This is a genomic window from Arthrobacter sunyaminii (genome assembly GCF_018866305.1).
Classification (GTDB): Bacteria; Actinomycetota; Actinomycetes; order Actinomycetales; family Micrococcaceae; genus Arthrobacter_B; species Arthrobacter_B sunyaminii.
Window position 1 is genome coordinate 3,306,986 of the sequence record NZ_CP076456.1, and the last position, 13,794, is coordinate 3,320,779.

Here is a 13,794-nt window from a genome sequence, read left to right on the forward strand (position 1 = left end):
GCGGGGAGATAGGTGCTGCGTTGCAGCGGCGGGAGTGAAGCCTAGGCGTCCAGCGCGGTCATGACGTGCTTGATCCGCGTGTAGTCCTCTACGCCGTACATGGAGAGGTCTTTGCCGTAGCCGGAGCTCTTGAACCCGCCGTGGGGCATTTCGGCCGTCAGCAGGATGTGCGTATTGATCCAGACAGCGCCGAAGTCAAGGTCGCGGGCCAGCCGCATGGCCCGGCCGTGGTTGGTGGTCCAGACGCTGGAAGCCAGGGCGTATTCGACGTCGTTGGCCATTTCCACGGCCTCTTCCTCGGTGCGGAAACTCTGCACCGTGATGACGGGGCCGAAGGTTTCCTTCTGGACGATGTCATCATCCTGGCGGGCGCCGGTGATGACCGTCGGTTCAAAAAAGAACCCCTTGGCACCGGCACGCTTGCCGCCGGTGACAATGCTGCAGTGCTCCGGCAGGGCGTCGATGACGGCATTGACCGCATTGAAGTGGTTGATGTTGTTCAGCGGTCCGAAGTAGTTCTCCTCGGAATCCTCGTGCCCGGTCTGCAGGGTTTTGGTGTGCTCCACCAGGGCGGCCACAAACTCGTCCTGAACAGAGTCCTCCACGAGTACGCGGGTGATGGCGGTGCAGTCCTGGCCTGCATTAAAGAAGGAGAACTCGGCCACGGCCCGGGCAGTCTTCTGCAGGTCCGCGTCAGCGAACACCACAGCCGGCGCCTTGCCGCCGAGTTCCAGGTGCGCACGCTTGAGTGTTTTGGCGGCGCCGGAAGCCACCGCGATGCCGGCGCGGACCGAACCGGTGATGGACACCAGGCCCGGCACGGGGTGCTCCACCATTGCGGCACCGGTTTCTCCGGTGCCCAGGACCACGTTCAGGACGCCGGCAGGGAAAATCTCCCCGGCGAGGCGGGCCAGAACGAGTGTGGATTCGGGCGTGGTGTCGGAGGGCTTGAGCACTACGGTGTTCCCCGCGGCGAGCGCCGGGCCGATCTTCCAGACGGCCATCAGCAGCGGGTAGTTCCAGGGGGCAACCTGGGCGACGACGCCGATAGGCTCGCGGCGGATGAATGAGGTGTGATCCTCCATGTACTCCCCCGCTGCCTTGCCCTCCAGCAGACGGGCAGCACCGGCAAAGAAGCGCAGCTGGTCCGCTCCCACGGCCACTTCCTCCGCGGCAATGACCGACCGCACCTGTCCGGTGTTGCGGTGTTGGGCGTCCACCAGCTCATCGGCATTGGCTTCCAGTGCGTCGGCCAGACGAAGGAGCATGAGCTGGCGTTCGGACGGAGTGGTCCGCTTCCAGGTCTTGAAGGCGGCCGCGGCGGCCTCCATGGCGGAGTCGACGTCGGCCTGATTGGACACCGGAGACGAGGCAACCACTTCGCCGTTGACCGGGTTGATGATTTCCAGCTGCTCGGTTCCCTGTGCCGGGACAAACTCTCCGTTGATGAAGTTCTGCAGCGTCTGGGCCATGGCTCGCACTGTCCTTTCGGGTGGAGGTAAGCCCGGACTCCGTTGCCCGGGACTTTCCTCTCAACCTATGCGGTGAAGACTTCGTTCCATAGGGACAAAACTACAATGGTCACCGTCTTGGTCTGTGCAGGCGACCAAAGCCCGCCCGTATAGTTGCTGCATGCCAATCCAACTGTCCGATCTCCTCGCCGCTCCCGGTCTCAACCTGCGCAAATGCGGCACTGCCGAGCTCACACCCGCACCCCTCCAGTGGGTTGCGGTGACCGAACTTGAAGATCCGTTTCCCTTTCTGGGCGGCGGAGAGGTCGTATTGACGACGGGGCTGCGGCAGCGCAGCGGAGCCGTGCAGCGCAGTTTCGTGGACAGCGTGCACCGGGCCGGAGCGCTGGCTATTGGTTTTGGCACCGGACTCAGCCACGCAAAGGTGCCGGCTGCCCTTCTCGAAGCGGCGGACCAGCGCGGCCTGTCCGTCTTCGAAGTTCCCTACGAGACCCCGTTCGTGGCCCTTGGCAAGATGGTGGCGGACGCCTTGGCGGCTGATCACGTCACTCAGCTTCGCGATCTGCTCGCTGCACACCAGTCCCTGGCGGCAGCGCTGCTGGGCGGGAAAGGCCTGCCCGGATTGCTGCAGGAACTCTCCGGGCTGCTGGACAGCCCGGTTGCCCTGTACCAGTACGGTGCGCGGCTGTTCACCACCGGTGCCCGCGCCGAGTCCGGGCCGCGCCGGCGAGTTCCCATCGCCACCGGCCTCCGGGACCGGTGCACCCTGATGATCGCTGAACCCTATCTCCGGTCGGACATTGTGGCCTACGCCCAAAGCCTGATCAGCGTCGAACTAAGCAACCAGGCCCGCCGGCGCACCCGCGAGCGCGCCGTGACCGGTCAGCTGCTGGCCGACGTCGTCGCGGGCCGGCTGACCGGCACCGACGCCTCGATGCGCCTGCAGGGGGCCGGCATCTCCATGACCGGGCGCAACGTGACTTTCCTGGTGGAAGCCGCTTCCGGCCAGGTGCGTTCGCTGCCGTCCCTTCCGCTGCCCGCGGAGTTCGACGGCGCTGCCACCGCCGTCGTCGACGACCGGCTGGTTGTCGTGGTTCCGCAGGGTTCCCGCCCCGAACTCGCCCGGATCCTTTCCGACTACCTCTACGGCAGCGGGCTCACCGCGAAGATCGGCATCGGCGGTTCCTACGCGGACCATGCCGGGCTGCGCTGGAGCTATTTCGAGGCCAAGGAAGCCCTCCAGCGGGGCCAGAGCCTCAACGAACCGGTTCGGCTGAGCCTCACCTCACTGCTGATGTCCGGCACCGACGTTCCGCTGGCCGATCTCGCCGCCGAAGCGCTGGACCCGGTGACGGACTTTGACGCCGCCCACGACGCAAACCTGCTGGAGACCCTGGATCATTACCTGGCCCTGAACGGATCCGTGGCTGCCGTGGCGGATGAGCTGGGACTGCACCGAAACACCGTGCGCTACCGCCTGGGGCAGATTACCGAACTGACCGGCTACGACCCCGCCGTCACCGCGGACCGGGTACATCTGTTCCTGGCACTGAATGTTCGCCGTCTCGGCCTCGGAGCGCCCTGAGGTGCGGGACACAAAACTTCTCCGCGTTATCTAGTACGGTGCAGGTATTCAAAGTGCAAACCACCATCACGTAGACGCCGCAACCTTAAGAGTGCCCGCTGCAGTGTCCACACGAGGAGCCACCAATGCCGCAGTCGGGGATCGATTTTTCCAGTGCTGACAACAGCGTCCGTCCCCAGGACGACCTCTACCAGCATGTCAACGGCGCGTGGCTCAACAGCACCGTAATCCCTGATGACAGGCCGCTGGAGGGCACGTTTACCGCCCTGCGTGACGGAGCTGAACTGGCAGTCAAGGCGATTATCGAAGAAGCCGCCGCCAAAGGAGAGTCCGCATCCGGCGTCGAGCAGCAAATCGGCGGCCTTTACTCCAGCTTCATGGACGTCGCTGCAGCCGACCAGCTGGGGTTGAAACCCCTGCAGGAACGTCTGGAACAAATCCGCGGCGTGCGCTCAATCGAAGAGTTCGCGGGCCTGCTTGGCCGGCTGTTCCGCTCCAACGTCCACGGTCTCTTTTCCATCTACCCCGACCCGGACGCGGGCAACCCGGAACGGGTCATCCTCCATCTCGGGCAGGGTGGCCTGGGGCTGCCGGATGAGTCCTATTACCGCCAGGACAAGTTTGCCCCTGTCGCAGCGGCCTACGGCGACTACGTTGCCAGGTTGTTCACCCTCGCTGACATCCCTGATGCCCAAGCCGCGGCGTCCCGCGTCGTCGAACTCGAAAGGGCCCTGGCCTCGTATCACTGGGACCGGGTCACGGTTCAGGATGCCCACAAGACCTACAACCTCAAGACAGCCGCTGAAGCCGCTGCTCTCTTTCCGCTGCTGGACACGTGGTTCGAAGCCGCCCGGGTGGAACCGGCCAAACGGGATGAGGTTATTGTCAGCACTCCGGACTTCTTCGCCGGTGCCGCCGGCTTGCTGGAGTCCGAACAACTGGGCACTTGGAAGGAATGGCTGACGCTGCGGGCCCTTAGCTCGGCCGCCCCCTACCTGTCCTCTGAATTTGTGGAGGCGCATTTTGACTTCTACGGCACCACTCTCAGCGGGACACCCCAAAACAAGGAACGGTGGAAGCGCGGGGTGGCCGTCGTCGAAGCGAACCTGGGCGAGGCAGTGGGCCGGATCTACGTGGAGCAGCACTTCCCCGCCGGCCACAAAGCCCGGATGGAGTCCCTCGTCGCCAACTTGACCGAGGCCTACCGGGACAGCATCTCCTCCCTGGAGTGGATGGGCGAAGAAACGAAGGCTGAAGCACTGATGAAGCTGAAGGCCTTCCGTTCCAAGGTGGGGTTCCCGGAAAAATGGATCGACTACTCGGACGTTGAGATCGATCCGCATGATCTTCTGGGCAATATCGAGCGGGCCCACAACGCCGACGTCGACCGGCATCTGGACGAGGTCGGCAAACCGGTTGACCTCACCAAATGGCGCCTAACACCGCAGACGGTGAACGCCTACTACCACCGGACGCTCAACGAGATCGTCTTTCCCGCCGCCATCCTCCAGCCGCCTTTCTTCAACGCGGAAGCAGACGACGCCGTCAATTACGGAGGAATCGGAGCGGTGATCGGCCATGAAATCGGCCACGGATTCGACGACCAGGGTTCACAGTTCGATGGCAGCGGGGCGCTGCGGAATTGGTGGACTGATGAGGACCGGGCCGCGTTTGAAGCTTTGACGGCCAAACTGGTGGCGCAGTACGACGCGCTCTCTCCGTATGCCGCACCAGGCCACAAGGTGAACGGAAAGCTGACCCTGGGCGAGAACATCGGCGACCTCGGTGGTCTGGCGATCGCTTATAAGGCCTACCTCCTCAGCTTGGGCGGAGCCGAACCGGAGGTGATTGACGGCGTCACGGGACAGCAGCGGTTCTTCATGTCATGGGCAGCCGTATGGCGCCAGGTAATCCGTTCAGAGGAAGCAATCCGGAGACTGGCGACGGATCCCCACTCTCCCAACGAGTTCCGCACAAACGCCATAGCCCGCAACCTCGACGCTTTCCATGAAGCATTCAAGGTCACCGCCTCCGACGGCATGTGGCTGGATCCGGAGCAACGCGTCAGCATCTGGTAACGCGCAGGTCCTTCTCGTCTTCACCCCCTCCTCCGGGGCAGCATCGCGCGTGCACGCAGGGGCAGCATCGCGCGTGCACGGGGGCAAATGCGGGCCGTTGCGTTGCATCAGACGGCGGATTCGGTGTTGAGCGGTGCGTTCAGACCCCTGAGCGGCGTAGTCCGGGGATCGGGCGGTTCTCCCTCGTTGTCCGGGTTTGGCAGGCATACGGTTACTCCCAACTGGCTCGTCTGAGCGAGTGCACTCTGAACATGCCTGCACTGCCGGAGTTCAGATGTGTCTTTTCACGAGGAGGTGAAGTCCTGTGGAGATTACTGAAGAAAACATCACCGAAGAACGATCCGCGATGTTGTCCAGGCTCGGTCTGGACGTACAGAACAAAGGAACCATGGGCCGGATTTTGGCCACCGGTTCCATCGCCGAGGCAACCGAACGCCCGGACGGCACGATGGAAGCCACCATTCGGATCAACGAAGACGAGATCTGCTGGGAACCGGCAATTCTGGTGCTTCCGCACGGCGGCGAACTTGACCTGACGGTCATCAACGATGACACAAACACGCATTCGTGCCTGCTGCCCAGTAACGGTGACCAGAAGTTTCTGTGGCTGGTGAACCATTCCAGGGGCCGGGCAACCCTGACCCTGGATGGGCCGGGCTACTACTGGTACAGCTCACCAGGAGGAAACGATGAGGGCCGCGGCCTGACCGCCGCCATCGTGGTGCGGGGCGAAGTGCCCCCGGAAGCCCGCCTCGACCGTCCCGACCAGCCCCGACCATAGGAAGGAACTGAACCAATGACTATTGAGTATTTGGACGCCGGTGAGGCAATCAGCCACGGTGCCCTCAGCGCCGTACCCGGTGTTGCACCGGCGGTTACGGACAACATTGACTACGAGCGTTTGCTGAGATCACGTGCGGAGTCGCATAACTGGATCACTTACTACGGCGCCTATGACGGGCAGCGGTACAGTCTGCTGGACCAGATCAACACGGAGACCGTAAAGCAGCTCACCCCGGCCTGGATCTTCCAGGCCGGGCAGTCGGGACAGATTGCCGGCGCCTCGACCTACGCTTTCGAGACCTGCCCGCTGATCGTGGACGGCGTCATGTACGTCACCGGATGGGACGGCTGGTTCTGGTGTTTGGATGCGGTGACGGGCAAGGAACTCTGGCGCTACAAGCATGCGGTGCCCTATGACGTTTCGCTGTGCTGCGGCAACGTCAACCGGGGTTGCGCAGTGGCAAACGGAAAAGTGTACTTCGTGACCCCGAACGCCCAGCTGGTGGCGTTGGATGCTACCAACGGCCAGAAGGTGTGGCAGAAGACCATTGGTGACGTGCGTGCCGGTGAAAGCGCATCGCTGGCTCCGACGGTCATTAAGGACCTGCTCATCACCGGAAGCGCCGGCGGCGAGTTTGGCGTGCGCGGCCATATCGATGCGTGGGATCTGGAAACCGGCGAGCAGCGCTGGCGCACCTACACCGTGCCCAAGCCCGGCGAGCCGGGTTCGGAAACCTGGCCCGCTGACGGTGAGGCCTGGCAGCGCGGCGGGGCAAACCACTGGGTCACCGGAACGTATGACCCGGAGACGAACCTGTACTACGCGGGCACTGGAAACCCTGCCCCCGATTTCGACGGCGAAGTCCGCGAGGGAGACAACCTTTACACCGACAGCGTCGTTGCACTGGACGTCGACTCAGGTCAGATCAAGTGGCACTACCAGTTCACTCCGCACGATCTGTGGGATTACGACTCCACGATGGAAATGACCCTGTTCGAGCGCGACGGCAAGAAGCTGCTCGGGCATTTCGACAAGAACGGTTACTTCTTCGTCCTGGACCGTACCAACGGTGAACTGCAGAACGTCACCCCCTTCGTGGACCGCATCGACTGGGGTGTCATTACCCCGGACGGAAAGGTCACGCCCCGGAAGTACCCGGACAAAGAGGGCGTGCCCGTTCACTTCTACCCCGGCCCGGCAGGCGCGAAGGAATGGACCCACGCGGCATACAGTCCGAAGACCGAGATGTTCTACGTGCCGGTCGCCGACGTGGGTGCCACTGCAACCCGGCGTCGCCGGGAGTTCAAGGAAAGCATGCCGTACTGGGGTGCCGGCGTTGCCGTGGACATCGACGACATGGCCGGCTCGGTCAGCGCGTTCGACACCCACGGCGAGGAAAAGTGGCGCTGGCGCATCGACTACCCCATGGCCGCCTCGGTTCTGGCCACCGCAGGGGACCTGGTCTTCGCAGGCACCCCGACCGGTGAGTTCGTCGCCCTGGATGCCCGGACCGGTGAGAAGCTGTGGGAATTCCAGTGCGGCAGCGGCCACCACGGCAGCTCCTCGACCTACAAAGTCGACGGCAAACAGTACGTCGTTGTCCCCGTCGGTTGGGGTGGATGGCTTGAAGGCATCATCCCCGGAATGCTCGGCGCCGGCCACGGCAGCGCGTTGATCGCGTTCGCCCTGCCCGACTGATCCCCGCCCATCAAGAACTGATCCCCGCCCATTAGGAAACAGAAAGGAAAAACAAACATGACCGCTAATAACGATCTGCAGAAGTGGGAAGCCCCCACCCTCGCGGAAATCCGCGTGTCGGCCGAGGTCACCGCCTACGTCGCCACGAAGTAATTCACATCAGGCGGGCCGCCGGGCGACACGGTCCGGCGGCCCGCCTGCCACCAGCGAAAAGGATGCCATCAACGATGTGGGCACGAGTACTCGGATCAGCCGCCGGCGGAGGATTCCCGCAATGGAACTGCGACTGTCCCCGATGCCGGGCAGTACGAGACGGCTCACGGCCCTGCGTCCCGCGCAGCCAATCGTCCATTGCGGTAAGCGCCGGCCGGCAACAATGGTTCCTGATTAACGCCTCGCCCGATATCCAGTTCCAAATAGAAGCCTTCGGGGCCCTGCACCCCGCAGACGGCAGTGTGACCCGGATGCAGTCCGTCCTGCTCACCGACGCCGAGCTTGACCACACACTCGGCCTGCTCCTGATGCGGGAAGGCCGCGGGCTCGAGATACACGCAACCGAGTCGGTGTATGAGACTCTCACCACCGGCACCGGGATACTGCGGACGCTCGAAGGTTACTGTCCCGTCACCTGGCGACCGGTGATGCCGGGCACCGAGATGATGCTGGGCGAAGGACTGTCTTACCGCGCCTTCGATGTCCCCACGACCAAACGGATGCGGTTCCCCGGGGCCGCGGAGAAAGGCCGGGTCGTGGGCTACCGCATCACCGATACCGCCAGTCAGCGAAGCCTGGTCTATCTCCCCGGCGTGCAGCAGATCACACCGGACGTCCTTGAGGAGCTGGCGGGCTCCTCCGCACTGCTGGTTGACGGCACCTGCTGGCGCGATGATGAGATGCCCGGCCTCGGCCTTGCCAGCAAGACATCGCGCGACATGGGACACATGCCCATCGACGGACCGGACGGCAGTCTCGAGCTGCTTGCACCCCTGCCCGTCGACCGCAAGATCTACATCCACATCAACAACACCAATCCCATCTTGATCGACGACTCCCCCGAACGCCTGTCCCTGGACAGGCGTGGCCTGGAGGTCGCCGTAGACGGCTTGGAACTGGAAATCTAAGGAGCAATGATGACGGCAGTACTCACCCCCGATGAACTCGAGGAAACGCTCCGCTCACACGCCAAGCAGTACCACAGCGAGCATCCGTTCCACCGTCGGATGAACGATGGCCAGTCCAGCCGTGAGGAGATCCGGGGGTGGGTTGCCAACCGCTTCTATTACCAGGTCAACATTCCCCGGAAGGACGGGGCGATCCTCAGCAGCTGCCCGGACAGTGATGTCCGGCGCCGCTGGGTCCAGCGGATCATCGACCACGACGGCGTCACTGAAGGAACCGGGGGAATCGAGTCCTGGCTGCGTTTGAGTGAGGCAGTCGGCCTGACCCGCGAGGAAGTGGAGGATTCACGGCATCTGCTCCCGGGCGTGCGGTTTGCCGTGGATGCCTACGTCACCTTCACCCGCACCCGGCCCTGGGTGGAGGCGGTGGCATCCTCCCTCACCGAATTGTTCGCACCCGATCTGATGGCCGAGCGGATCGCGGCATTCGAACGCGACTACACCTGGATTGCACCGGAGGGCCTGGCCTACTTCCGGTCCCGCCTTACCCAGGCCCCCCGCGATTCACAACACGGTCTTGAGATCGTCAGGAAGCACTGCACCACACCGGAAACACAGGCAGCAGCAGTGGCGGCGCTGTCCTTCAAATGCGATGTGCTCTGGAGCATGCTGGACGCAATGGAACAGGCCTATGGAAACCGCTGACCTGAATGCCCGGCCGCGGTTGGCGCCGCACGTACGGATGGTTTTCAATGCCGCACGCGGGGAACACGCGTTATTGTCACCGGAATTGATTTGGGTCATCAACGCCACCGGAGCCGCCATCGTCGAGTTGTGCGATGCCAAACGGACCATCGCGGAAATCGCCGTCGAATTGCGCGGCCAGTTCGACCAAGTCGCTGAAGGCGACGTTCAACGCTTCGTGGCCGACCTCGTCACCAAGCACGGCATGGAGGTAGACCATGGATAACCCTTACGGACTGCTCGCAGAACTCACGTATTCCTGCCCGCTGCAGTGTTCCTACTGCTCCAACCCCCTTCAGCTCGATGATTATCGAGACGAGCTGAGTACCGAGGAGTGGAAAAGAGTATTCACCGAGGCCGCCGGCCTGGGCGTGCTCCAGCTGCATCTTTCGGGCGGTGAACCGCTGCAGCGCCGCGACATCGTCGATCTGGTGCAGCATGCCAACCAGCTGGGCCTGTACACAAACCTGATTACCAGCGGGCTCGGGCTGTCCACGCTTCGGGCCGAGCAACTCCGCAAGGCGGGCCTCGACCACGTGCAGCTCAGCATCCAAGCCGATGACCAAGCCCTGTCCGATCAGATAGCAGTGACTACGTCGTTCGAACGCAAGCAGGTAGCCGCAGGGCTCATCAAGTCACTGGGCTGGCCGCTCACCCTGAACGTTGTGTTGCACCGGCAGAACATCGACAGGATCGGGGGCATCCTCGATATGGCGGAGGCGATGGAAGCCGACCGGGTGGAACTGGCGAACACGCAGTATGCCGGCTGGGCAGGACCCAACCAGGCCGAACTGCTGCCCACCAGGAACCAGTTGGAGGGTGCGGAGGCGGTGGTGCGGGCAGCCCGGGAGCGGATCGGGGATCGGATGGAGATCATTTACGTCATGCCCGACTACTACAGCATGTATCCCAAGCCCTGCATGGACGGCTGGGCCAGCCGTCAATTCACCGTGGTGCCCAACGGCGAGGCGCTGCCATGCCCGGCAGCCCATGAGGTGGCCCGCGGCCTCGGCCTTCCCCCTGCCACGGTGCGCGAGCACTCCCTCCAATGGATCTGGAATGAGGCACCATTGTTTCAGCAGTACCGCGGGACCGATTGGATGCCGGATCCGTGCCGAAGCTGTGACCGGAAGGAAATCGACTTCGGCGGCTGCCGCTGCCAGGCCTTTGCGCTCACCGGTGACGCTGCCCGGACTGACCCCGTCTGTCATCTGTCTCCCGATCACGGAATTGTCGAGGCGGCAGTGGAGGCAGCCAACGACCCGCTGCGGCCGCACAACGGACCGTTGATTCCCCGCGCGAAGGTGAGCCGCGCCAAGCGCGCTGCCACAGCCACGCAGGAAAGGCCGGCGCGAACTTCGCTGTCCCTGTCCCCCACCAGATTGAAGGATTAGTCATGGGACATCTGGAGATACGCTGCGTCGATCCGGACGGGGCGCGGTTCTGATGCCGGACACCGATGTCAGCGGCCGGAGAAACGACAGCAAGCGTCCGCCGTGCTACCAGTGCGGTGAGGCCTACACGCCGGAGGACGCGGACCGGCACCTGGAACCGGTCAATTGCACCCGGTGTCCGCGCTGCAAGATGATGCCCGCGTGCTACACGTGCCGAAACATGTACTGCTCGTGTGAAGTGCACCAGCTCTGAGAACCTCGCAGGGCCATGCGTCTTGGTGTGATGCGGATTCGGAATAAGTGGTCTGTTCAGTCCACTGAGCGGCGTGGTCCCGGGATCGGGCGGTTGCCCCTCGTTCTCAGCCTTGAGCGGGGCTACCGTGTCCAGTGGGAGACCAATGACGAAACCATGGCCGCAAACGGAACAGCGGAACCGCCCGGCCCCTTTGATTCCTGCCCATCAATAAGGAGAAAGGAAACCAGAATATGACTGCTAACAACGATCTGCAGAAGTGGGAAGCCCCCACCCTCGCGGAAATCCGCGTGTCGGCCGAGGTAACCGCCTACGTCGCCACCAAGTAAGTGACACAGGCGTTCCACCGGGCCGGATGGCCCGGCGGAACGCCTGCCAAAAGGAGCAGCCATGTCGGGGAACCCGGACGCCTACGTCCACCGAACCTACGATCAGACCGTGAAAGCCCGGCGGCCGGCCACACGCCGGGGACTGCCGGTGGCGGAAAGCGGAAATCCGCAGGACGGCTCAACCCGGACGCTTGATTTGACGTCTCTGGCTCGACCCGGCCGTGCCGCAAATCCGTTGGACAAAGACTTCGACTATGCCACGGAATTCCGCTCCCTGAACCTCGACGATCTGGCACGCGATGTGGACGAGGTCTTGACGACGTCGCAGGACTGGTGGCCCGCCGACTTTGGGCACTATGGACCGCTTGTGCTGCGGATGGCCTGGCACAGCGCCGGCACCTACCGGGTTGGCGACGGACGGGGAGGCGCCGGTGCCGGGATGCAGCGTTTCGCTCCCTTGAACGGCTGGCCGGATAACCGCAACCTCGACAAGGCGCGGCGCCTCCTGTGGCCGGTCAAGAAGAAATACGGCAACAAGCTCTCCTGGGCCGACCTGATGATTTTCGCAGGGAATCGTGCACTGGAGACGATGGGTTTCAAGACGTTCGGGTTTGGCGGGGGCCGTGAGGATGCATGGTCTGCCGACGAGACCTACTGGGGTCCGGAGTCACGGTGGCTCACCGACGAGCGGCACAGCGGCATCCGGGATCTCGACGAGCCCCTTGCTGCCAGCGAGATGGGACTGATCTACGTCGATCCGCAGGGCCCTGCCACGGTGCCCGACCCTAAAGCCTCGGCCCGCGACATCCGTCAAACGTATGCCCGCATGGGGTTGAACGACGAGGAGACCGTCGCCCTGAACGCGGGCGGGCACACCTTCGGCAAGAGCCACGGCGTGGCCGATCCTGCCATCTATCTCGGAAAGCAACCTGATGCCGCACCGCTCGAGCAGCATGGCCTGGGCTGGGCCAACCACTTTGGAACCGGCAAGGGCGCCGATACCATCAGCAGCGGGCTTGAAGGGATCTGGACGGCCACCCCCATCACATGGGACAACAGCTTCCTGGAGACATTATTTGGCTATGAATGGGAAGTAGCACTCAGCCCCGCCGGGCTATGGCAGTGGATCCCCAAGGATGGCGGCGGTGCCGGCACCGTACCGGACGCCCATGACCCTTCCAAGACCCATGTTCCCACCATGCTCACCACGGACCTCGCGTTGCAGGCGGATCCGGCCTACGAAGCGATAGCGCGGCGATTCCTCGAGAATCCGGACCAGTTGGCTGATGCCTTCGCCCGGGCATGGTTCAAACTTACGCATATCGACATGGGGCCAACTCAGCGCTATCTGGGGTCATGGGTTCCATCCGAACCCCTGATCTGGCAGGACCCGGTACCGGACGTGGACCATGACCTCGTTAGTGCCGGCGATATCACTGAGCTAAAGAGCCGGCTGCTCGATTCGGGGCTGACGGTAGGCCAACTTGTTTCAACCGCATGGGCTTCTGCCTCCACGTTCCGGGACAGCGACAAGCGCGGTGGAGCGAACGGCGCCCGCATCAGTCTCGAACCGCAGCGGAGCTGGGCTGTCAACGAGCCCGACGCCCTGGCAGCGGTACTGGACGTACTTGGGAAAATCCGCGATCAGTTCAATGCTTCCCGACGCGGCGGCACGCAAATTTCCCTCGCCGACCTGATCGTGCTTGGAGGGTGCGCGGCAGTAGAACGTGCCGCGGCCGGAGCTGGTCATACCATCGAGGTCCCGTTCCGGCCCGGACGCAATGATGCGACACAGGAGTGGACCGATCCTGAACGATTCGCCGTGCTCGAACCTGCCGCCGACGCCTTCCGCAGTTACCCCGGCGACGGCAACGGGCCGCCGGCCGAGGTTCTCCTCATCGAGCGTGCAGGCCAGCTGACGCTCAGCGCACCGGAAATGGCGGTGCTGCTCGGCGGTCTGCACGTGATCGGCGCCAACTACGGCGGTTCCCGCCTCGGGGTGCTCACCTCAACGCCGGGCCTGCTGACGAACGACTTCTTCGTCAACATCCTTGATATGGACACTGTGTGGGTGCCGGTGGCGGACGATGCCACGGCTGAGATCACCTACGAGGGCCGCGACCGCCACACGGGTGAACCTAAGTGGGCCGCAAGCCGCGTCGACCTCTTTTTTGCCAACAATTCCGAACTGCGTGCACTCTCTGAGGTCTACGCCAGCCAAGACGCGGAAAAGAAATTCCTACGCGATTTCGTGTCCGCGTGGCACAAGGTCATGAACCTGGACCGGTTCGGCCGCTGGTGATTTCGCAGCCGCGGTTCCGCCCTGCCCGCTGACGCAG

Annotated in this window: 12 protein-coding genes; 11 read left to right on the forward strand and 1 reads right to left on the reverse strand. The window is 63.5% G+C overall.

Features of this window, described 5'->3' with window-relative positions; translation table 11 throughout:
• Positions 1-41: 41 nt before the first annotated feature.
• Positions 42-1,472: a gamma-aminobutyraldehyde dehydrogenase gene (locus KG104_RS14965; protein ID WP_104160375.1), complete on the reverse strand. Its 1,431-nt coding sequence runs from the start codon at positions 1,470-1,472 to the stop codon at positions 42-44.
• A gap of 160 nt (positions 1,473-1,632) precedes the next feature.
• Between KG104_RS14965 and KG104_RS14970 the strand changes: the two genes are divergently transcribed.
• The 11 genes from KG104_RS14970 (at position 1,633) to katG (ending at position 13,757) form a co-directional block, all read left to right on the forward strand.
• Complete coding sequence (locus KG104_RS14970) at positions 1,633-3,057, forward strand: PucR family transcriptional regulator (protein WP_104052912.1); 1,425 nt, start codon at positions 1,633-1,635, stop codon at positions 3,055-3,057.
• Between the two features lie 125 nt (positions 3,058-3,182).
• Positions 3,183-5,135 (forward strand): M13 family metallopeptidase, encoded by a 1,953-nt coding sequence (locus KG104_RS14975; RefSeq protein ID WP_207347832.1) that lies wholly within the window; start codon positions 3,183-3,185, stop codon positions 5,133-5,135.
• 304 nt (positions 5,136-5,439) lie between these two features.
• Positions 5,440-5,916: an MSMEG_3727 family PQQ-associated protein gene (locus tag KG104_RS14980; protein ID WP_207347831.1), complete on the forward strand. Its 477-nt coding sequence runs from the start codon at positions 5,440-5,442 to the stop codon at positions 5,914-5,916.
• Between the two features lie 15 nt (positions 5,917-5,931).
• Positions 5,932-7,617 carry a PQQ-dependent dehydrogenase, methanol/ethanol family gene (locus KG104_RS14985; RefSeq protein WP_207347830.1) on the forward strand — a complete coding sequence of 562 codons (1,686 nt, stop codon included), beginning with the start codon at positions 5,932-5,934 and terminating at the stop codon, positions 7,615-7,617.
• A gap of 57 nt (positions 7,618-7,674) precedes the next feature.
• Positions 7,675-7,770: a pyrroloquinoline quinone precursor peptide PqqA gene (gene pqqA / locus KG104_RS14990; RefSeq protein ID WP_104052918.1), complete on the forward strand. Its 96-nt coding sequence runs from the start codon at positions 7,675-7,677 to the stop codon at positions 7,768-7,770.
• A 74-nt stretch (positions 7,771-7,844) separates the two neighbouring features.
• Positions 7,845-8,738 carry a pyrroloquinoline quinone biosynthesis protein PqqB gene (gene pqqB, locus KG104_RS14995; RefSeq protein WP_104052920.1) on the forward strand — a complete coding sequence of 298 codons (894 nt, stop codon included), beginning with the start codon at positions 7,845-7,847 and terminating at the stop codon, positions 8,736-8,738.
• A 9-nt stretch (positions 8,739-8,747) separates the two neighbouring features.
• Positions 8,748-9,440: a pyrroloquinoline-quinone synthase PqqC gene (gene pqqC / locus KG104_RS15000; RefSeq protein WP_181032456.1), complete on the forward strand. Its 693-nt coding sequence runs from the start codon at positions 8,748-8,750 to the stop codon at positions 9,438-9,440.
• Positions 9,427-9,705 (forward strand): pyrroloquinoline quinone biosynthesis peptide chaperone PqqD, encoded by a 279-nt coding sequence (pqqD, locus tag KG104_RS15005; RefSeq protein WP_207347829.1) that lies wholly within the window; start codon positions 9,427-9,429, stop codon positions 9,703-9,705. Before pqqC ends, pqqD begins: the two co-directional genes overlap by 14 nt.
• Entirely contained in the window at positions 9,698-10,873 is a 1,176-nt protein-coding gene (gene pqqE, locus KG104_RS15010) for a pyrroloquinoline quinone biosynthesis protein PqqE (RefSeq protein WP_207347828.1), read from the forward strand. Before pqqD ends, pqqE begins: the two co-directional genes overlap by 8 nt.
• Positions 10,874-11,359: 486 nt before the next feature.
• Complete coding sequence (pqqA, locus tag KG104_RS15015; protein WP_104052918.1) at positions 11,360-11,455, forward strand: pyrroloquinoline quinone precursor peptide PqqA; 96 nt, start codon at positions 11,360-11,362, stop codon at positions 11,453-11,455.
• A 61-nt stretch (positions 11,456-11,516) separates the two neighbouring features.
• On the forward strand, positions 11,517-13,757 hold the full coding sequence (katG, locus tag KG104_RS15020) for a catalase/peroxidase HPI (protein WP_207347827.1): 2,241 nt from the start codon (positions 11,517-11,519) through the stop codon (positions 13,755-13,757).
• The last annotated feature ends 37 nt before the right edge of the window (positions 13,758-13,794 follow it).

Excerpts from the sequence above, each read along its gene's own strand:
- pqqB (WP_104052920.1), top strand. The coding sequence starts at position 7,845 with ATGTGGGCACGAGTACTCGGATCAGCCGCCGGCGGAGGATTCCCGCAA.
- pqqC (WP_181032456.1), top strand. The coding sequence starts at position 8,748 with ATGACGGCAGTACTCACCCCCGATGAACTCGAGGAAACGCTCCGCTCA.
- KG104_RS14970 (WP_104052912.1), top strand. The coding sequence starts at position 1,633 with ATGCCAATCCAACTGTCCGATCTCCTCGCCGCTCCCGGTCTCAACCTG.
- katG (WP_207347827.1), top strand. The coding sequence starts at position 11,517 with ATGTCGGGGAACCCGGACGCCTACGTCCACCGAACCTACGATCAGACC.
- pqqE (WP_207347828.1), top strand. The coding sequence starts at position 9,698 with ATGGATAACCCTTACGGACTGCTCGCAGAACTCACGTATTCCTGCCCG.
- pqqA (WP_104052918.1), top strand. The coding sequence starts at position 11,360 with ATGACTGCTAACAACGATCTGCAGAAGTGGGAAGCCCCCACCCTCGCG.
- KG104_RS14985 (WP_207347830.1), top strand. The coding sequence starts at position 5,932 with ATGACTATTGAGTATTTGGACGCCGGTGAGGCAATCAGCCACGGTGCC.
- pqqD (WP_207347829.1), top strand. The coding sequence starts at position 9,427 with ATGGAAACCGCTGACCTGAATGCCCGGCCGCGGTTGGCGCCGCACGTA.
- pqqA (WP_104052918.1), top strand. The coding sequence starts at position 7,675 with ATGACCGCTAATAACGATCTGCAGAAGTGGGAAGCCCCCACCCTCGCG.
- KG104_RS14965 (WP_104160375.1), bottom strand. The coding sequence starts at position 1,472 with ATGGCCCAGACGCTGCAGAACTTCATCAACGGAGAGTTTGTCCCGGCA.
- KG104_RS14975 (WP_207347832.1), top strand. The coding sequence starts at position 3,183 with ATGCCGCAGTCGGGGATCGATTTTTCCAGTGCTGACAACAGCGTCCGT.